18 protein-coding genes and 1 pseudogene are annotated in these 16,414 nt (G+C 63.7%); 11 read left to right on the forward strand and 8 right to left on the reverse strand.

The features are described 5' to 3' along the window. Window positions 1–152: 152 nt before the first annotated feature. From HAP48_RS21800 to HAP48_RS21810, 3 genes are all read left to right on the forward strand, one after another. Window positions 153–1,142, forward strand: coding sequence for a tripartite tricarboxylate transporter substrate binding protein (locus HAP48_RS21800; RefSeq protein ID WP_166210108.1), 990 nt, complete (start codon window positions 153–155; stop codon window positions 1,140–1,142). A 231-nt stretch (window positions 1,143–1,373) separates the two neighbouring features. Then, window positions 1,374–1,730, forward strand: a complete 357-nt coding sequence (locus tag HAP48_RS21805) for a hypothetical protein (RefSeq protein ID WP_175612305.1) — start codon at window positions 1,374–1,376, stop codon at window positions 1,728–1,730. Between the two features lie 64 nt (window positions 1,731–1,794). Further along, window positions 1,795–3,129 (forward strand): IS1182 family transposase, encoded by a 1,335-nt coding sequence (locus HAP48_RS21810; protein WP_166202952.1) that lies wholly within the window; start codon window positions 1,795–1,797, stop codon window positions 3,127–3,129. A 52-nt stretch (window positions 3,130–3,181) separates the two neighbouring features. Here HAP48_RS21810 and HAP48_RS21815 read toward each other — a convergent pair whose 3' ends face one another. The 4 genes from HAP48_RS21815 to HAP48_RS21830 form a co-directional block, all read right to left on the reverse strand. Then, window positions 3,182–3,667, reverse strand: coding sequence for a YbaK/EbsC family protein (locus HAP48_RS21815; RefSeq protein ID WP_166210105.1), 486 nt, complete (start codon window positions 3,665–3,667; stop codon window positions 3,182–3,184). A 5-nt stretch (window positions 3,668–3,672) separates the two neighbouring features. After that, window positions 3,673–4,416, reverse strand: a complete 744-nt coding sequence (locus HAP48_RS21820; RefSeq protein WP_166210102.1) for a haloacid dehalogenase type II — start codon at window positions 4,414–4,416, stop codon at window positions 3,673–3,675. Beyond that, window positions 4,413–5,255: a dienelactone hydrolase family protein gene (locus HAP48_RS21825; protein ID WP_166210099.1), complete on the reverse strand. Its 843-nt coding sequence runs from the start codon at window positions 5,253–5,255 to the stop codon at window positions 4,413–4,415. The genes HAP48_RS21820 and HAP48_RS21825 overlap by 4 nt, the downstream gene beginning before the upstream one ends. A gap of 137 nt (window positions 5,256–5,392) precedes the next feature. Then, window positions 5,393–6,277 carry an amidohydrolase family protein gene (locus HAP48_RS21830; protein ID WP_029079264.1) on the reverse strand — a complete coding sequence of 295 codons (885 nt, stop codon included), beginning with the start codon at window positions 6,275–6,277 and terminating at the stop codon, window positions 5,393–5,395. A gap of 474 nt (window positions 6,278–6,751) precedes the next feature. On the opposite strand from HAP48_RS21830, the gene ykgO reads away from it, so the two are divergent. Both ykgO and HAP48_RS21840 read left to right on the forward strand, forming a co-directional pair. Beyond that, window positions 6,752–6,877 carry a type B 50S ribosomal protein L36 gene (gene ykgO, locus HAP48_RS21835; protein WP_002718645.1) on the forward strand — a complete coding sequence of 42 codons (126 nt, stop codon included), beginning with the start codon at window positions 6,752–6,754 and terminating at the stop codon, window positions 6,875–6,877. A gap of 102 nt (window positions 6,878–6,979) precedes the next feature. Then, the gene (locus HAP48_RS21840; protein WP_166210096.1) at window positions 6,980–7,651 is read left to right on the forward strand and encodes a tetratricopeptide repeat protein; all 672 of its coding nucleotides are present in this window, start codon (window positions 6,980–6,982) and stop codon (window positions 7,649–7,651) included. A gap of 96 nt (window positions 7,652–7,747) precedes the next feature. Here the strand turns inward: HAP48_RS21840 and HAP48_RS21845 are convergent, their stop codons facing one another. Further along, window positions 7,748–7,924, reverse strand: coding sequence for a hypothetical protein (locus tag HAP48_RS21845; RefSeq protein WP_165126306.1), 177 nt, complete (start codon window positions 7,922–7,924; stop codon window positions 7,748–7,750). 364 nt (window positions 7,925–8,288) lie between these two features. On the opposite strand from HAP48_RS21845, the gene HAP48_RS21850 reads away from it, so the two are divergent. The 3 genes from HAP48_RS21850 to poxB all read left to right on the forward strand — a co-directional run bounded on the left by HAP48_RS21850 (window position 8,289) and on the right by poxB (window position 11,677). Then, complete coding sequence (locus HAP48_RS21850) at window positions 8,289–8,729, forward strand: peptidase associated/transthyretin-like domain-containing protein (RefSeq protein ID WP_166216134.1); 441 nt, start codon at window positions 8,289–8,291, stop codon at window positions 8,727–8,729. Window positions 8,730–8,872: 143 nt separating this feature from the next. Continuing rightward, complete coding sequence (locus HAP48_RS21855) at window positions 8,873–9,829, forward strand: alpha/beta fold hydrolase (protein WP_166210093.1); 957 nt, start codon at window positions 8,873–8,875, stop codon at window positions 9,827–9,829. 111 nt (window positions 9,830–9,940) lie between these two features. After that, entirely contained in the window at window positions 9,941–11,677 is a 1,737-nt protein-coding gene (gene poxB, locus HAP48_RS21860) for a ubiquinone-dependent pyruvate dehydrogenase (RefSeq protein WP_166210090.1), read from the forward strand. A gap of 138 nt (window positions 11,678–11,815) precedes the next feature. Here poxB and HAP48_RS21865 read toward each other — a convergent pair whose 3' ends face one another. Next, window positions 11,816–12,331, reverse strand: coding sequence for a DinB family protein (locus HAP48_RS21865; protein WP_166210087.1), 516 nt, complete (start codon window positions 12,329–12,331; stop codon window positions 11,816–11,818). Window positions 12,332–12,418: 87 nt separating this feature from the next. On the opposite strand from HAP48_RS21865, the gene HAP48_RS21870 reads away from it, so the two are divergent. Then, window positions 12,419–13,342 carry a LysR substrate-binding domain-containing protein gene (locus tag HAP48_RS21870; RefSeq protein ID WP_166210084.1) on the forward strand — a complete coding sequence of 308 codons (924 nt, stop codon included), beginning with the start codon at window positions 12,419–12,421 and terminating at the stop codon, window positions 13,340–13,342. Window positions 13,343–13,383: 41 nt separating this feature from the next. Next, window positions 13,384–13,560, forward strand: a pseudogene (locus tag HAP48_RS50055) (ubiquinone-dependent pyruvate dehydrogenase); the annotation flags it as partial. A gap of 72 nt (window positions 13,561–13,632) precedes the next feature. Here the strand turns inward: HAP48_RS50055 and cycA are convergent. Beyond that, window positions 13,633–14,025 (reverse strand): cytochrome c-550 CycA, encoded by a 393-nt coding sequence (cycA, locus tag HAP48_RS21875; protein WP_166210081.1) that lies wholly within the window; start codon window positions 14,023–14,025, stop codon window positions 13,633–13,635. Window positions 14,026–14,261: 236 nt separating this feature from the next. Here cycA and HAP48_RS21880 point away from each other — a divergent pair, with 236 nt between their 5' ends. Continuing rightward, complete coding sequence (locus HAP48_RS21880; protein ID WP_166210078.1) at window positions 14,262–15,755, forward strand: FAD-linked oxidase C-terminal domain-containing protein; 1,494 nt, start codon at window positions 14,262–14,264, stop codon at window positions 15,753–15,755. Here the strand turns inward: HAP48_RS21880 and HAP48_RS21885 are convergent. Then, window positions 15,752–16,165 (reverse strand): hypothetical protein, encoded by a 414-nt coding sequence (locus HAP48_RS21885; RefSeq protein ID WP_166210075.1) that lies wholly within the window; start codon window positions 16,163–16,165, stop codon window positions 15,752–15,754. The two genes, HAP48_RS21880 and HAP48_RS21885, sit on opposite strands and share 4 nt — an antisense overlap. Between the last annotated feature and the right edge of the window lie 249 nt (window positions 16,166–16,414).

Consider the following 16,414-nt stretch of genomic DNA (forward strand, 5'->3'; position numbering starts at 1 on the left):
ATCTCCCTCGTCGGTCAGGCCGCATCGGATGCGGCAAGCGGGACGCTTGAGATCGGCGTCCCGCTCCTGCACCATGTAACCAGCCGCGGCTTTGACCGCGGCATCGCGATCGGTTGCGATCGCCAAAAAGGACGACTGGGGAGAAACTCTCGATGAACCGCCGCGAACTCCTGCGCGCCGCTGCAGCTTTGCCGCTCGCGCACACTGCGCTCGCCAATTCCGCCTTCGCGCAAGCCGCCTATCCCAACCGCAACATCACGATGATCGTGCCGTTTCCGGCCGGCGGCCAGGCCGATCTCGCGGCGCGTCCGGTGGCGCTGGCGCTCGAGCGGATCCTCGGAAAATCCGTCATCGTCGACAATCGCGCCGGCGGAGCGGGCGGATCGATCGGCAATGCGCAGGCCGCGCGCGCCGAGGCAGACGGCTATACGCTGTTGATGACCTTGTCGTCGCTTGCGGTGCTGCCGGAGGCCGACCGGCTGTTCGATCGTCCGGTTGCCTACGAAGTGTCGCAGTTCGCGCCGATCGCGCGTGTGCTCGCAGACCCGACGCTGCTGGCAGTGCCGGCCTCGGCGCCATGGAAGACGCTGCAGGAGTTCGTCGACGACGCGAAGAAACGCCCGGGACAAATCCCCTACGGCTCGTCCGGCCCCTACGGCACGCTGCATGTCGCGATGGAGATGTTCGCGGCAAGTGCAGGAATCAAACTGCTGCATGTGCCGTTCCGTGGCGCGGGCCCCGCGCTCACCGCGCTGCTCTCGGGCACCGTGCAGGCCTTGGCGTCGGCGCCGGGCACGCTCAAGGCGCAGGTCGAAGACGGCAAGATGCGCGTGCTCGCCAATTGGGGCGCCGAGCGGATCGCGAGTTTCCCCGATCTGCCGACTTTCAAGGAGCTCGGCGACAAGGATGTCGAGTTCTACATCTGGGCGGGATTGTTCGCGCAGGCCGCGCTGCCGGCGCCGATCATGATGCGGCTGCGCGCAGCGATGGCCGACGCGGTCAAGGCGCCGGAGGTGATCAAGACCTTCGAGACCGCGGGCAGTCCCGTCGCCTATCTGGACGCGCCGGAGTTTTCAAAATTTGTTGCAGATGACAGCGCGCGGTTGATTGCGGCAGTGAAGAAGATCGGCAAGGTCGAGTAGGGAACCTAGCCAGAGCCCGTTCCGATTGAATCGGAACGGGGCTCTGGATTCTTGTTTGACGCATTTTCTTCACGCGAACCGGCCGCCACTTCGCTCGCTCTGATCCGCCTTCACATTTAGTTGTCTGCAAGAACGATCCTTGGCCCCATTCATTTGGCAGTTTGGGCGCATCGCCGCGCGGAGTCTGCGCGCGCCCATCAGGATCCAAACTTGAAACAAGGGGAGCCGGACATGCGATCGCAGCGGATTGTCCTGAGCCTTGCCATAGCGATCAGCGGAGCCGCCGGGACACCTGCGGCATTCGCCCAGGAGTACCGGGGAACCTGGGAACAGCAGATGGCGTGCACACCGGATGTGTGGCGGCTATGCGGCGACCAGGTGCCCGATGTTCAACGCATTGTTGCCTGCCTGCGACAGAACACGCCGCAACTCTCCAGCGGCTGTCGCGCCGTATTCGAGTCCAACGCGCAGCAGCCTCAGGGGCGCGCACCCCAGCCGCAGATGCAACAGCGGCCACGCCCGCCGCAGCAGATGCGTCCGGCTCCGGTTGCGCCGCCACGGCCGTGGTTCGACGATGATGAAGACTAGTGTCTAGGAGCTTGTCTGGATAGTCGCTGTTCAAATCTGGTCGGGTCTGATTCAACATTGGGCGATGAGCAAGTATTTTCGGCCTTGGAACATCGATCAGACGCTGCTTCTGCCGCCGAATGTGCAGGACTTCGTGCCGAAAGGCCATGTCTCGCGGTTTATGGTTGATCTGGTGCGGGAGAGCCTCGATCTCAGGGAGATCATGGGCAGCTATGTGAGCGGGCTTGGGCAGCCGCCGTTTGATCCGCGGATGATGGTGGCGCTGCTGCTGCATAGCTATGCGAGTGGGCTGTATTCGTCGCGTCGGATTGCCAAGGCCTGCCGGGAGCGGAACGATTTTGTGATGATCGTGGCGCTGGATGCGCCGGATTTTCGGACGATCAGCGACTTTCGCAAGCGACATTTGAAGGCGCTCGGCGCGCTATTCGTGCAGGTTCTGAAGTTGTGCGAGACGGCCGGGCTGGTCAAGCTCGGTCATGTCGCGCTGGATGGTACGAAGATCAAGGCGAACGCGTCGAAACACAAGGCGATGAGTTATGAGCGCATGAAGAAGCGCGAGGCGGAATTGAAGGCCGAGGTCGCTCGCATGCTGGCGGCCGCCGAGGCGGCGGATGCCTCGGAGGATGAGACTTTCGGCAACAGCGACGAACTGCCGGACTGGACCGTCGACAAGCAGAAACGGCTGGCGAAGATCCAGCAAGCGATGGCGGCGCTGGAAGCGGACGCCAAACTGGCGGCGGAGGAAGAGCGCCGCATCGAGGCCGAAAAGGAACAGCAGCGCCAGGCCGAAGGCCGCAAGAAGCCGGGCAAACCGGCGGCGCTGCCATCGGAGGAACCCAATCCCAAGGCGCAACGCAACTTCACCGATCCGGAAAGCCGCATCATGAAGTCGAAGGATGGCTTCGTTCAGGCCTATAATGCCCAGGCGGCCGTCGATGCACATGCCCAGATCATTGTCGCGCAAGAACTGACCCAGCACGGCAGCGATCAGGGCCAGTTGGTGCCCCTGATCGAGGCCATCGAGAGCAATCTTGGCCGCAAGCCGCGGCAGGCCTCAGCGGATTCCGGCTACTGCAGCGAAGCCAATCTCGAAGCGCTCGACACACGCAGCATCGATGGCTATGTCGCGCCCGGACGCGCCAAACACCCGACAGTAGCGAACGGAAAAGTCGGCGGCCCGCTGACACAGGCCATGCGAAAGAAGATCGACGATGGCGGCTTCGAAACACCCTACCGATTGCGAAAGCAAGTGGTGGAGCCGGTGTTCGGGCAGATCAAACAGGCAAGAGGCTTCCGCCAGTTCCTGTTGCGGGGCATCGAGAAAGTGCGCGCCGAGTGGACAATGATCTGCACCGTCCATAACCTCCTCAAGCTGTTCAACCTCGCAAACGCAGCCTGAGCCTGCTACTCTACAACAAATGCCCGTCACGAAAACATATCTGGACGGGCTCCTAGGGACTGACGTCTGCCTGGGACCGGACTTCGCAGACGTCGACCCATTCGGCCGCGGTCAGCTCCGCCATCCGGTCGGGCGTGATGCGCACCGCGCTGTGGGTCGAGCCTGCGGCCGGCACCACGACGTCGAATGCTTTCAGCGACACATCGCAATAGACCGGCAGCGGCGTCTTTAGCCCGAACGGGCAGACGCCGCCGACCTCGTGGCCGGTGATCTCGGCGACCTCGTCGAGGCCGAGCATCTTCGGCTTGCCGCCGAACGCCGCCTTCACCTTCTTGTTGTCCATCCGCGCCGTGCCGCTGGCGACGATCAGCACCACGCGGTCGCCGACGCGCAGGCTCAGCGTCTTGGCGATCCGCGCCGGCTCGACGCCATAGGCCTCCGCCGCCAGCACGACGGTCGCGGAGCTCACAGTGGATTCGATCACGGGAATTTCGGACGCCTTCTCGGCAAAGAAGGCACGGACGGAGGCGAGACTCATACGGTTCAGGACCTTGCAGACACCAGGGCAGGGAGTTCGGAGAGACCGTGGATCCGGTGATCGGGCACGACGCCGAGCTCGTCCATCTGGGTACGCAGCGTCTTGAACATCGTCAATGGGGCGACCGTCTCGCTCTCGACGCAGGCCAGCGCCATTGCTTCCGGCGTCACCCGTTCGATCCAGGCAACGGTGAGGCCGAACGCCTTGGCGCCGCAGGCGTCCCACGGATTGGAGGAAATGAACAGGACGTCCGCGGGCGGCACTTTCAGCACCTCCTCGATCAGCGTGTAGGCCTCGAGCGCCGGCTTGAACACCTTGCGGGCATCGACGCTGATGGTCGCATCGAGCAGGCGGTCGAGCCCCGAATTGCGCACCAGCGCATTCAGCATGTCAGGGCTGCCGTTGGAGAGGATCGCGAGCTTCTTGTCCTTCATCGCCTCGAGGGCTGCGACCGCATCCGGATAGAGCGCGAGATGCTGGTACTTGTCGATGATGCGGGCGAACGTCGCCGCGTCATATTGCAGGCCGAGGCAGCGCAGTGTGTAGGCGAGGGAGTCGCGGGTGACCGCGGCGAAATCCTGGTAGCGCCGCATCAGCGAGCGCAGCCAGGAGTATTCGAGCTGCTTGAGGCGCCAGATCTGCGTGATGATGTCGCCATAACCGGGGAACGCATCCTCGGTGACATCGGCCACCGACTGGACGTCGTAGAGCGTGCCGTAGGCGTCGAACACGATTGCCTTGATGGTCATTGAGTTTTCTCTTGTCCGCCAATGATCGCATACAGGAATTTCCTGAGAGCGTCGATGGACTGATCGAGGACCTGCGCGTTGAATTCGAGGTGATGACCGAGCAGCCGCCCCGGCGTGCGATATTGCGGCACGTCAAATTCGTGATGGGCGCCGGGATAGACGATCAGCTCGATCGGATAGCCGAGGCCCTGCTGCCGCGAGATGCCGTCATCGTCGTGGCCTTCCGCCAGGTTCCGGCACTCTTGCGCCGGCGTCCAGTCGTCGAGTTCGCCGACCATGATCAGGGTCGGCACGGTCATGTTGCCCTTGATGCCGAGGCAGCGCGGATAGAAGGCGACGGCGGCGCGGAATTTTTCCGTCGCGTTGACCTCGATCGCGCCGCGCTCGACCGAGAGCAATGCGAGCCAGCCGCCTTGCGAAAAGCCGACCACGGCAATGCGTGTCGGATCGACCAGGGATTGCCGGCTCAGGAAGCTCAGCGCGCGATAGGCGTCGTGGACCGTTGCGGCCGGGACACCGCCGGTGCAGGTGTCGCTGATGCCGCGCGGGCCGAACCGGTCCACGGTGAGCGTGACATAGCCCCAGGCCGCGAGCCGCTTGCCCCAGCGCTCGTCGAGTTCCCGCCACTGCCCACTGCAGCCATGCAGCAACACCACGGCGGGCAGGAGACCCGGTCGCTCCGGCCGCCGCAACAGGCCCTGCAGCGGCTGCGCGCTCGCAAGCGGGCTTTCGAACTCGACCAGCACGGAAGGCGCTTCGGCTGCCGCCGCAGGCTTGCCGTCCGCGCTTCCGAGCAGGAGCACGGCGAGGACGGTGGCAAGTCCGGCGCTGGTCGTCATCGGCCGCCCCGCAAGCGTGCGGCCGATGATACTCCCTTAGATCACGATGCGCTTCCACGGAATCGCATCATGATCTCATCTCCTTGTTTGAGCATGATCTTTTCGGAAAACCGCTTCGCACTTTTCCGGATCATGCTCTAAATCCCCAAAATCTTGCGCGCGTTGGCCTTCAGGACCTTGGGGCGGATCTCCTCGCGGATGTCGAGTTTTGCAAAGTCGGCGAGCCAGCGGTCCGGCGTGATGACGGGCCAGTCGGAGCCGAACAGCATCTTGTCCTGCAGGATCGAGTTGATGTAGCGCACCAGGATCGGCGGAAAATATTTCGGCGACCAGCCGGACAGGTCGATATAGACGTTCGGCTTGTGGGTCGCGACCGACAGCGCCTCTTCCTGCCAGGGGAAGGAAGGGTGCGCGAGGATGATCTTGAGGTCGGGGAAGTCGGCCGCGACGTCGTCCATGTACATCGGGTTGGAATATTTCAGCCGCATCCCCATGCCGCCCGGCATGCCCGAGCCGACACCGGTCTGGCCGGTGTGGAACAACGCGATCGCGCCGCCCTCATTGATCGCCTCATAGAGCGGATAGGCCATGCGGTCGTTGGCGTAGAAGCCCTGCATGGTCGGGTGGAATTTGAAGCCGCGGACGCCGTACTCCTCGATCAGCTTGCGCGCCTCGCGCACGCCGAGCTTGCCCTTGTGCGGGTCGATCGAGACGAACGGGATCAAGACGTCGAGATGATCGGAGGCAATCTCCAGCATCTCTTCATTTTTGTAGCGGCGGAAGCCGGTCTCGCGCTCGGCATCGACCGGGAAGATCACGGCGGCGATGTTCTTGGCGCGGTAGTAGGCCGCGGTCTCCGGCACGGTCGGCGGATGCTTGTGCGGCGATTTGAAGTAATCGGCCATCTGAGCCTGGAAGTCGTCATAGCCGTCGTCGCCATGCATGCCGCACGGCTCCTCGGCATGGGTGTGGATGTCGATCGCTGTGACCTTTTCGATGTCGGGCAGTTTGAGCTTGGGCATTGCGGTTTCCCCGGCGGCCGGTTTGTTGGTGATGGAAAATAATTATAGGATATAACGATTTTCGCAAGCGCGCTGGTGTTTGGGAAGGCCGGTCGTGAGAGGCTGGGTTGCGGCCGCAAACTCCCGGTCCGGTCCGGTCCGTGGCGCGGGCTTCAGCCGGATGCGAACGCACGATTCGCCCTCGCGCCGCTGCCGATATGATGTGACGGCGGCGGGACCGTGGTGCGGGATAATCGTGGTTGTCGTCGTTTCCGAAGCGATCTCAATGGCATGGCTGGCAGCCAAAGGCCGGTTCCATGCCGGGCACGGGCCGAAAATCGGACCGTCTCGGTTGACATTTAACGGTCCGATGGCTTAGAAGGCGGCCGTCCCGGGCGGTTGGCCGCTTGTCGGGATAAATCCCATTTTGCCACCTTTCGGCATTGATCAGGCACGGCCTCCAACACGGGCCTTTCGAAGTAACAGGATTGTCCCATGAAGGTCCGTAACTCGCTGAAGTCGCTGCGCGGCCGCCATCGCAACAACCGTCTGGTCCGCCGCAAGGGCCGCGTCTACGTGATCAACAAGGTCCAGCGCCGCTTCAAGGCGCGCCAAGGTTGATCCGACAGGATCGGCCGGCTGCGCTGATTCAACACGTCTCTTTCACAGGTCTTTGACCCCGTGCTGCTTTGCAGTGCGGCGTTGTGCGTCTAGACTTCGGCCATGGGATTAAACTTCTTTGGCCCACCCAACCGCCGGCTGGCGATCCTGATCGCCGCGCTTCTGGCTGGACCTGTTTTGACTTTGCCCGTCGCGGCCGCCGCGCAGGACGATCCCCGGGTGGTCCCGCCGCCGCGGACCCAGAAGAAACTGCCGGAAGCGCCGACCAAGCTGCCGAAGGTTCCGGCCGACCGCACCCGCGGGCTGGACTTCCTGTTCGGCGCGCTGAAGGCCGCGCCCGATGAGGACAGTGCCCGCCATGTCGAGGCGCGGATCTGGGCGCTGTGGCTGCAGACCCCGAGCGATACCGCGGCGTTGCTGATGGTGCGCGCCAAGGCTGCGATCGACGCCCAGAACATCGATGTCGCGCTGCAGCTGCTGGACGCGGTGATCAAGCTCCGGCCCGACTATGTCGAGGCCTGGAACCGGCGTGCGACGATCTACTATTTGAAGAACGACTACGTCCGTTCGCTCGCAGACCTGCAGCAGGTGCTGACCCGTGAGCCCCGCCATTTCGGCGCGCTGGCGGGCGTCGGCATGATCATGCAGGACATGGGCGACGAAAAGCGCGCCCTGAACGCCTTCCGCAAGGCGCTGGCTGTCGATCCTTACCTCGAGAAAGTGCCGCAGATCGTCAAGCAGCTGACCGAGAAGGTCGAAGGCCGCGACATCTGATTGCGTGCGATTGATCGCGATCGCGGTCGGATGGCCGCGAATGGGCACGTGACTCGCGAGCTGGGACTTGCCCGCGATACGGTCCGGCGCAGGAGGCTAGTGCAGGAATTTGCCGCGGGACGCGCAGTCCTCGGCCACGGCAGCATAGAATTGCTGCAGTTCCGCTTCCAGGTGCTCATTCACGAGCAACAGCGCCTTCAGCGCACCGCGCAGGTCGCCATTGCAGCTCGCCACGATCTGATCGATGGCCGCATCGCTAGGGTCGGAAATCATGGTACTCCTCCGATTACTTCCCGTTGAACTCGTCGTGCGGACGCAGGGTTCCCGTGAATCTTGTGCACAAGCCAAGAAGCGTTTTCCGGTGGCGTCCCGGTTTGGATGAAGCCTCGCGTCTGATGGCGAAATTGCCACCGCCAAACTATGAAATTACTAATGACGCAGGTATGAACCCGCTATCCACAGGCTGGGCGTGCTGTGGACAACTCCGCGCCGGGCGCGATCCGGACACGGCGATCGGCGCCGGGCCGTGTGAGCAGCGCTTTCAATGCCCGGTCGGCCGTTACCGTTAGGCTAAAGGTTGATTGCCCTCGCCCCTAAGTTGCGACACAACGCAACGGGCTGGGGAGAAGACAATTTTATGAAATCGATGATTGCCGCGGCGCTTTGCGTCGCGTTGGGTGGCTGCGCGTCGGTGACGCGCGGGACCACCGAAACGATCTCTATTGCGTCGACGCCGGCAGGCGCGACAGCCGACATCGCAGGATTGGAGATACCGACCGCCTGTGTCACGCCGTGCGCGATTCAGGCCAAGCGCAACGCCGACATCGTCGTGACGATCGGCAAGGAAGGCTATCAATCGCAGATCATTCCGCTGACCAAGGATATCAGCGGATCCGGCGGAGCAGGTTTCGCCGGGAACCTGTTGCTTGGCGGCGTTGTCGGCATGGGGGTCGACGCTGCGACCGGGGCTGCGCTCGATCACAAGCCCAATCCCGTGATCGTGACGTTGCAACCCGTGACGCCTCCGCCGCCGCCTCCGCGGCCGCCACGACGTCGGGAGCCGAAGCCCGTCTCGTAAGGTTGCCGGCTCGCTGGTCGCATCGGGGTACTGCATCGGCCTCGGTCGACATTGGACTTTGAACTGCGAAGCGGGATAGCATCGAAACCGAGGAGCACTTTCACCGTAGCTCCTCGGTGCGCAGGACAATCCGGATCGTTTTGATGCTCGCTTTGATCGTCGTGCTGGCGGTGGCCGGGCTGGCGCTGGCGACACAAATCGGCGTCGCGCTGATCCAGCGCGCCTTTCCGCCTCAGGGCCGCATGATCGACGTTGCCGGCGCGCGGCTCCATGTCGTCGAACTCGGCCCGCGCGATGCCGCGGGGCCGCCGGTCGTGCTGCTGCATGGCGCGAGCTCCAACCTCCGCGCGATGCAGTCGCTCGGCGATCGCATCGCAAGGACGCGCCGGGTGATCCTGATCGACCGGCCGGGCCATGGCTGGAGCACCCGCGAGCGCGTCGCGGATTCGACGCCTGTCATCCAGGGCCGGATGATCGTGGAGGCGCTGACCCTGCTCGGCGTCGACCGGGCGATCGTGGTGGCGCATTCGTGGGCCGGCGCGCTCGGCCTGCGCATTGCCCTCGATCATCCGGACCGCGTCGCGGGCCTCGTGCTGCTCGCGCCCGTCGCCTATCCGTGGCGCGGCGGTGCCGGCCGCTACAATGATCTGATCTCGACGCCGCTGATCGGGCCGTTGCTGGCGCACACGGTCACGCTGCCGCTCGGTTATCTCGTCGCCAATCCAGGCGCGCGCGGCGTATTCGCGCCGCAAGAGATGCCGGACGATTTCGTCAGCGACAGCGCGACATTGCTCCTGCTGCGCCCGCGCGAGTTCATCGCCAATGCGCGCGACCTCGTCACGCTGAAGTCTGCCGTCGTCGAACAGGCGCCGCGCTACGCGGAGATCAAGGCACAGGTCACAATCATTACGGGCGACGTCGACAAGACGGTCTCGACCCGCATCCATTCGCGGCCGCTTGCAGCCACGGCGCCGAACGCCAAGCTCATCGTGATGCCGGGCGTTGGTCATATGGTGCAGTACGCTGTGCCCGATCTTGTGGCGTCCGAGATCGAGGCGGTGGCTGACCGGATGGTGCGACATACAGTGACCGCGCAATAGCAGTCGGCGGTCTGCCGCGCGAATGTGATCCGGCAAGGCTTGCGCGGCCGCGTGGCGCCGAACATCATGCGGCCGCGCGGTTCTTCTGATCTCACCCAAAGGACAAGCCCCATGCGGATCGACAACGTCGCCGACCTCATCGCTGAAACCCTTGCCCAGGCTGGCGTGAAGCGCATCTACGGTGTCGTCGGCGACAGCCTCAACGGCCTCACCGAGGCGTTGCGCAAGTGCGGCACGATCGACTGGCTGCATGTGCGCCATGAGGAGGTGGCCGCCTTCGCCGCCGCCGCCGAATCCCAGATCACGGCAGGCCTTGCGGTGTGCGCGGGCTCCTGCGGCCCGGGCAATCTCCATCTCATCAACGGCCTGTTCGACGCGCATCGCAGCCGCACCCCGGTGCTGGCCCTGGCGGCGCAGATCCCGTCGGCCGAGATCGGCGGCGGCTATTTCCAGGAAACCCATCCGCAGGACCTGTTCCGCGAATGCAGCCACTATTGCGAGCTGGTCTCCGATCCGTCGCAACTGCCCTACATGCTGGAGAACGCGATCCGCGCCGCGGTCGGCAAGCGCGGCGTCGCCGTGCTGGTGCTGCCGGGCGACGTCGCGATGCGGCCGGCGCCGAAGCGCGACATCGCGCCGAATGCCGGCCTGCTGCCGCCGGCACCGGTGGTGCGTCCGGCCGAACCCGAATTGAACGCGCTGGCGGCGCTGCTCAATGGCGCCAAGCGCGTCACGCTGTTCTGCGGCCGCGGCTGCGCCGGCGCCCATGACGGTTTGCTCAAGCTCGCCGAGACGCTGAAGAGCCCGATCGTGCACGCGCTCGGCGGCAAGGAGTATGTCGAATACGACAATCCCTATGACGTCGGCATGACCGGCTTCATCGGATTCTCCTCCGGCTACGCCGCGATGCATGGTTGCGACGTGCTGCTGATGCTGGGCACCGACTTTCCCTACAAGCAGTTCTTCCCGACCGGCATCAGCATCGCCCAGGTTGATCTCCGTCCCGAAAATCTCGGCCGCCGCTGCAAGCTCGACCTCGGCATCGTCGGCGACGTCGGCGAGACCATCGCCGCGCTGTTGCCGAAGCTCACGGTCAAGACCGACCGCAAATTTCTCGATGCCAGCCTCGCGCATTACAAGGACGCCCGTGCCGGGCTCGATGATCTGGCCCGCGGCAAGCCTGGCCAAAAGCCGATCCATCCGCAATATCTGGCGCGCCTGCTCAGCGAGCAGGCCACCGAGGACGCGGTGTTCACCGCCGACGTCGGCACGCCGACGATCTGGGCCGCGCGCTATCTGAAAATGAACGGCCGCCGCCGGCTGATCGGCTCCTGGGTCCATGGCTCGATGGCAAATGCGATGGCGCAGGCAATCGGCGTGCAGGCGGCGCAGCCCGGCCGGCAAGTGGTGTCGATGTCCGGCGACGGCGGCTTTGCCATGCTGATGGGCGATTTGATCACGCTGACGCAAGCGAAGCTGCCGGTGAAGGTCGTGATCTTCAACAACAGCGTGCTCGGCTTCGTCGCGCTGGAGATGAAGGCCGCCGGCTTCATCGAGACCGGGGTCGATCTGAAGAATCCCGATTTCGCGGCGATGGCCCGCGCGATGGGCATTCACGGCGTCAGGGTGGACGATCCCGGCGAGCTCGAGGGCGCGATCCGCAACGTGCTCGCGCATGACGGCCCGGCGGTGCTCGACGTCGTGACCGCGACGCAGGAATTGTCGATGCCGCCGACCATCACGCTGGAGCAGGTGAAGGGCTTCAGCCTGTGGGTGCTGCGCGCCGTGATGAGCGGCCGCGGCGACGAGGTGGTCGATCTCGCCAAGACCAATTTGCTGCCGCGCTAGCTAGAGCATGACCCGGAAAAGTGCGAAGCGGTTTTCCGAAGAGATCATGCTTAAACAAGAATCTAAAGCGCGATGACGATTCAACCTGATCTCATCGCGCTTTAGGGTTGATCTCCGTCGTCCCGTTCTTGCGTCGGCTCAACCTAAATTCGGCGCAGGCACGCCGCGCTGAAAGGCCAAGAGGTCGAGTGAGGGCGGCTCGCTGCCGGTCAGGATTGAGCAGCACGCATGCGCCTGGCCGCGGTGGTGGGTCTGATGATTGAAGAGATGCAGCAGGATATCCTGCCGCGGCTGCCGATAGGGTTTGCCCGACGTTGTCTGATAGGCGATGGGCTCCATGAGATCGGCGCCGGTATAGCTTTCGACCAACTCATTCAAGCGCGCATCCTCCGCTATCCGGGCGCGAAGAAGATCGCGGCGATCGTCGTGCAAAATCGCGTCGAGGCGATCCGGATGCTCGCCGGTGCCGGTCAATCGCTTCAACCATATCCGATCCGTCAGCAGCAAATGATTGAGCGTCCCGTGCAGGCTGCCAAAGAAAACGCCGGTTGAACGGCGATAGGCCTCCTCGGGCAGTTCAAGCGCGGCGCCGTAGAGCCGCAGGTTGGCCCAGTGATTATAGGCCGCGAGCTGCCGGAAGTTTTCGGTTCCCATCTTGCTGTCCTGTTCGAAACGATAGCGGATGATAACTTGCCCACATCCCCCAATTGGTGAAAATATCTCACCAATCAGGAGGACTCGATGGGACGGTCGGTTCCGCCATCGGCGCGTGCACTCACAGCGCTCTCGCTGTTCGCCACGCTCGGCACCCTGACCGAGACGGCCGAACAACTGGGCGTTACCCGGTCGGCGCTGTCGCACCGGATTGCCGAATTGGAAAAGCGCCTCGGCGTGGCATTGGTGAGAAAAGTCGGCCGGCGAATTTCGCTGACCGAGGACGGCGAACGGTTGCTCGCCAGCATGGGCGACGCGCTCGACCGGTTGGAGGCGGCGGTTGAACCATTTCAACGTTATCGCGGGCAGATCCGTGTAAGCACGGTCGCAACCTTTGCTTCTCACTGGTTGATCCCGCGCATTTCGCAATTTCAGGCGCGGCATCCCCTGATCGAGGTCGGTATCTTTACAACGACGAGAGCTGTCGACCTTAAAACGGAAGACATGGATTGCGCCATCCGCCACGGCCGCGGGGCGTGGAAAGGGCTTTCCTCGACGCTCCTTTTCCGGGAAACCCTAATGCCCGTTGCCAGACCTGATGTCGTGGCCCGTGCCGCGACGAGCGCCAAACCGGCAAATTCTGCAAAGACAAATTTTGCAAAGATCTGGCACGGCATACCGCTGATTCGGGCCCGATCGCGATTCGCGGATTGGTCGAACTGGCAGCAGCACGATCGTACGCTGGCCCAACGGCGGATCAAATGGTTGACGGTGGAAACCCGCGCGCAGGCGCTCGATGCCGCAATGGCCGGCGCCGGCGTTGCGTTGATGGATATGGCCTATATTACGACGCCCGTGGACGAAGGCAGGCTCGAGAAGCTCGCGGAACGTCCCCTGCAACTCCAGACCGGCTACTATTTTGTCAACCTGCCAAACGCCCGAGCCCTGCACCTGCTGAATCATCTGCGCGAGTGGGCCGTGGAGGCGGCGCGGCCGTTTCGGACGGCGTAACGTGCCAAACAAGCTCCGCGTGATCTGGCGGAGTCTGATGGAAGGTCGAGGACCCTGGGGAGTTCGACGTCGTCACCGCGACGCAGGAACGGTCGATGCCGCCGATCATCACGCTGGAGCAGGTCAAGGGCTTCGACCTGTGGGTGTTGCGCGCCGTGATGAGCGGCCGCGGCGACGAGGTGGTCGATCTCGCCAAGACCAATCTGTTGCCGCGCTGATCGCGATGGTGACTCCGCCCTGACGCTTGCGCCAGGGCGGGTTTGAGACGGAGTTCAGACCGTTACGGTCGATTACTTCGGCTTGCCGTCCTTGTCGAACGACGACACGTAGGCCCAGAGGTTGTTGGCCTCGGTCTCGTTCTTGATGCCGGCGAACGCCATCTTGGTGCCGGGGATCTTGGCCTTCGGATCCTTGATGTATTCGAGGAAGGTGTCCTTGTTCCAGGTGATGCCGGAATTCTTGTTGGCGTCGGAATAGCTGTAGTCCGGCGCGGAGCCGGAATGGCGGCCGTCGAGGCCATTGAGCTCGGGGCCGACCTTGTTCTTGGCGCCTTCGCCGATCGCGTGGCAGGCGAGGCATTTGTTGAACGAGGTCTTGCCGGCGGCGGCATCCTGCGCCAGCGCGGAGGATGCGGAGGCCAGCGATGTGACGACCGCCAGCGCGCTCAAGGTCTTTAGGTTCATGGGGTTCTCTTCGTTTCGTCCCGGGGGGTAGTGTTCGGTTTGTGGCATGTCCGGCTTGGACAGGACAAGCCACGAAACTTTGACAGGTTTCATGGCCGCCCGCTTGTCCCAGAGAGAACTCGCCATTGCGGGGCGGGGCAATCCGACCTTCGGCCGGTTGACTGAAACAGGTGCAGAATTGATTGATTTGTCGTAACAAAATCGGCAAAGGGCAAAAGCCCTCCGAGGGAACAGCGATGTCCATCATGATGCCGGCGGCCGATCAGGCCGTCCTTGCCCGCCGCACTGAGATCGTGGCCGCCCTGCGCGCAATCGTCCCTGGCGAGGGCGTGATCGACAGTGCCGCGGAAATGCTGGCCTATGAATCCGACGGCCTGACCGCCTATCGGCAGCCGCCGATGGTCGTGGTGCTGCCCGATACGTCCGAGCAGGTCGCAAAGGTCCTCAAATATTGCCACGGGCAGGGCATCAAGGTGGTGCCGCGCGGCTCCGGCACCTCGCTGTCCGGCGGCGCGCTGCCGCTGGCCGACGGCGTGCTGCTCGGCTTAGGCAAGTTCAAGCGGATTCGCGAGATTGACTTCGACAACCGCGTTGTTGTCACCGAGCCCGGCGTCACCAACCTCGCAATCAGCCAGGCGGTCGCCCATGCCGGCTTCTATTACGCGCCCGATCCGTCGTCGCAGATCGCCTGCTCGATCGGCGGCAATGTCGCGGAAAATTCCGGCGGCGTGCACTGCCTGAAATACGGCATGACCACCAACAACGTGCTGGGCTGCGAGATCGTGCTGATGTCGGGTGAGATCCTGCGCATCGGCGGCAAGTCGGCCGAGAATGCTGGCTACGATCTGATGGGGATCATCACCGGCTCGGAGGGCCTGCTCGGCGTCATCACCGAGATCACGGTGCGCATCCTGCAGAAGCCGGAGACCGCGCGTGCGCTGATGGTCGGCTTCGCCGAGGTGGAAGCCGCCGGCGAATGCGTGGCTGCCATCATCGGCGCCGGCATCATCCCGGGCGGCATGGAGATGATGGACAAGCCCGCGATCCACGCCGCGGAAGCCTTCGTCCATGCCGGCTATCCGCTCGATGTCGAAGCGCTCCTGATCATCGAGCTCGACGGTCCCCAGATCGAGGTCGACGAGCTGATCACGCGGGTCGAGACCATCGCAAAGGGGTGCGGCTCGGTGACGCTGCAGATTTCCAACTCGGAGGCCGAACGCAATCTGTTCTGGGCCGGCCGCAAGGCGGCATTCCCCGCGGTCGGGCGGATCTCGCCGGATTATCTCTGCATGGACGGCACGATCCCGCGCGGCGCCTTGCCGAAGGCCTTGGCGCGGATCCGCGAGCTCTCGGAGAAATACGGCCTCGGCGTCGCCAATGTGTTCCACGCCGGCGACGGCAATCTGCACCCCCTGATTCTCTACGACGCCAACAAGCCGGGCGAGATCGAGAAGGCGGAGGCGTTCGGCGCCGATATCCTGCGCTGCTGCGTCGAGCTCGGCGGCGTGCTGACAGGCGAGCACGGCGTCGGCATCGAGAAGCGCGACCTGATGCCGGAGATGTTCACCGAGATCGACCTCAACCAGCAGCAGCGGTTGAAATGCGCGTTCGATGCGGAGGGCCTGCTCAACCCCGGCAAGGTGTTTCCCACCCTGCACCGTTGCGCCGAACTCGGCCGCGTCCATGTGCACGCCGGCAAGCTGGCTTTTCCGGATATCCCGCGGTTCTAGTAACGTCTCAGCAGGCCCAGCGCCGCGCTGGTATCGCCATATTCGGCGCATGCCCGTTCCGGGTCTTTGATTAACTCCGCCCGGACTCGCTTGAAGGTTTTGCCGGCCACTTCGGTCACCTCGGGGCGGAATTTACGCGGATCGTAGTCATTGCCGTCGTTGGCCTTGATGGCTGCGTCAAAGGCGCTGATCATTGCCATCGCGGCGTTGGGGCTGCCGAGAAGTCTGGCGCCGAGTTGAACGCCGCCGGCGCCATCGGCCTCATAGCCGGTGCATCGTTGTTCGAGCACCGCGGCTGCGGTGACGAGCTGGTCGAGGAACGTCGCCTCCGCGTCGGTGAGCATTTGGGCGCGCGCCTGTCCTGGTGCGATCATCGCAAGCAGTGCGATGACTGGCAGTTTGATCTTCATGGTCGTTCTGCCTGCGGCCGTTGAGCCGTGATCACGGGGTTGCCGAGTTACGATGACGCAAGTCTGTTCCTTCGGGCATCAGGAGATGTGTCAGCCGCGAGGCCGGTCGAAACAATTCGACGGATCGCGCTCACCAGCCGATAACCTTAACCGATGCTTGCCGCGATGGCCGACAGGGCCCATCGCGCGTCGCTGCAATTTGCAGCGGGCACCGTTTACACGGCCTTAGACTGTTCCTCGGTATTTTCC

Source organism: Bradyrhizobium septentrionale (assembly GCF_011516645.4).
Taxonomy (GTDB): Bacteria; Pseudomonadota; Alphaproteobacteria; order Rhizobiales; family Xanthobacteraceae; genus Bradyrhizobium; species Bradyrhizobium septentrionale.

Coding starts and splice junctions, on each gene's coding strand:
- HAP48_RS21830 (WP_029079264.1), bottom strand. CDS start 6,277: ATGCCCAAGCTCAAACTGCCCGACATCGAAAAGGTCACAGCGATCGAC.
- HAP48_RS21855 (WP_166210093.1), top strand. CDS start 8,873: ATGCTCGCTTTGATCGTCGTGCTGGCGGTGGCCGGGCTGGCGCTGGCG.
- HAP48_RS21870 (WP_166210084.1), top strand. CDS start 12,419: ATGGGACGGTCGGTTCCGCCATCGGCGCGTGCACTCACAGCGCTCTCG.
- HAP48_RS21810 (WP_166202952.1), top strand. CDS start 1,795: ATGAGCAAGTATTTTCGGCCTTGGAACATCGATCAGACGCTGCTTCTG.
- HAP48_RS21805 (WP_175612305.1), top strand. CDS start 1,374: ATGCGATCGCAGCGGATTGTCCTGAGCCTTGCCATAGCGATCAGCGGA.
- HAP48_RS21845 (WP_165126306.1), bottom strand. CDS start 7,924: ATGATTTCCGACCCTAGCGATGCGGCCATCGATCAGATCGTGGCGAGC.
- ykgO (WP_002718645.1), top strand. CDS start 6,752: ATGAAGGTCCGTAACTCGCTGAAGTCGCTGCGCGGCCGCCATCGCAAC.
- HAP48_RS21815 (WP_166210105.1), bottom strand. CDS start 3,667: ATGAGTCTCGCCTCCGTCCGTGCCTTCTTTGCCGAGAAGGCGTCCGAA.
- HAP48_RS21885 (WP_166210075.1), bottom strand. CDS start 16,165: ATGAAGATCAAACTGCCAGTCATCGCACTGCTTGCGATGATCGCACCA.
- HAP48_RS21825 (WP_166210099.1), bottom strand. CDS start 5,255: ATGACGACCAGCGCCGGACTTGCCACCGTCCTCGCCGTGCTCCTGCTC.
- HAP48_RS21865 (WP_166210087.1), bottom strand. CDS start 12,331: ATGGGAACCGAAAACTTCCGGCAGCTCGCGGCCTATAATCACTGGGCC.
- HAP48_RS21880 (WP_166210078.1), top strand. CDS start 14,262: ATGTCCATCATGATGCCGGCGGCCGATCAGGCCGTCCTTGCCCGCCGC.
- cycA (WP_166210081.1), bottom strand. CDS start 14,025: ATGAACCTAAAGACCTTGAGCGCGCTGGCGGTCGTCACATCGCTGGCC.
- HAP48_RS21840 (WP_166210096.1), top strand. CDS start 6,980: ATGGGATTAAACTTCTTTGGCCCACCCAACCGCCGGCTGGCGATCCTG.
- HAP48_RS21850 (WP_166216134.1), top strand. CDS start 8,289: ATGAAATCGATGATTGCCGCGGCGCTTTGCGTCGCGTTGGGTGGCTGC.
- HAP48_RS21820 (WP_166210102.1), bottom strand. CDS start 4,416: ATGACCATCAAGGCAATCGTGTTCGACGCCTACGGCACGCTCTACGAC.
- poxB (WP_166210090.1), top strand. CDS start 9,941: ATGCGGATCGACAACGTCGCCGACCTCATCGCTGAAACCCTTGCCCAG.
- HAP48_RS21800 (WP_166210108.1), top strand. CDS start 153: ATGAACCGCCGCGAACTCCTGCGCGCCGCTGCAGCTTTGCCGCTCGCG.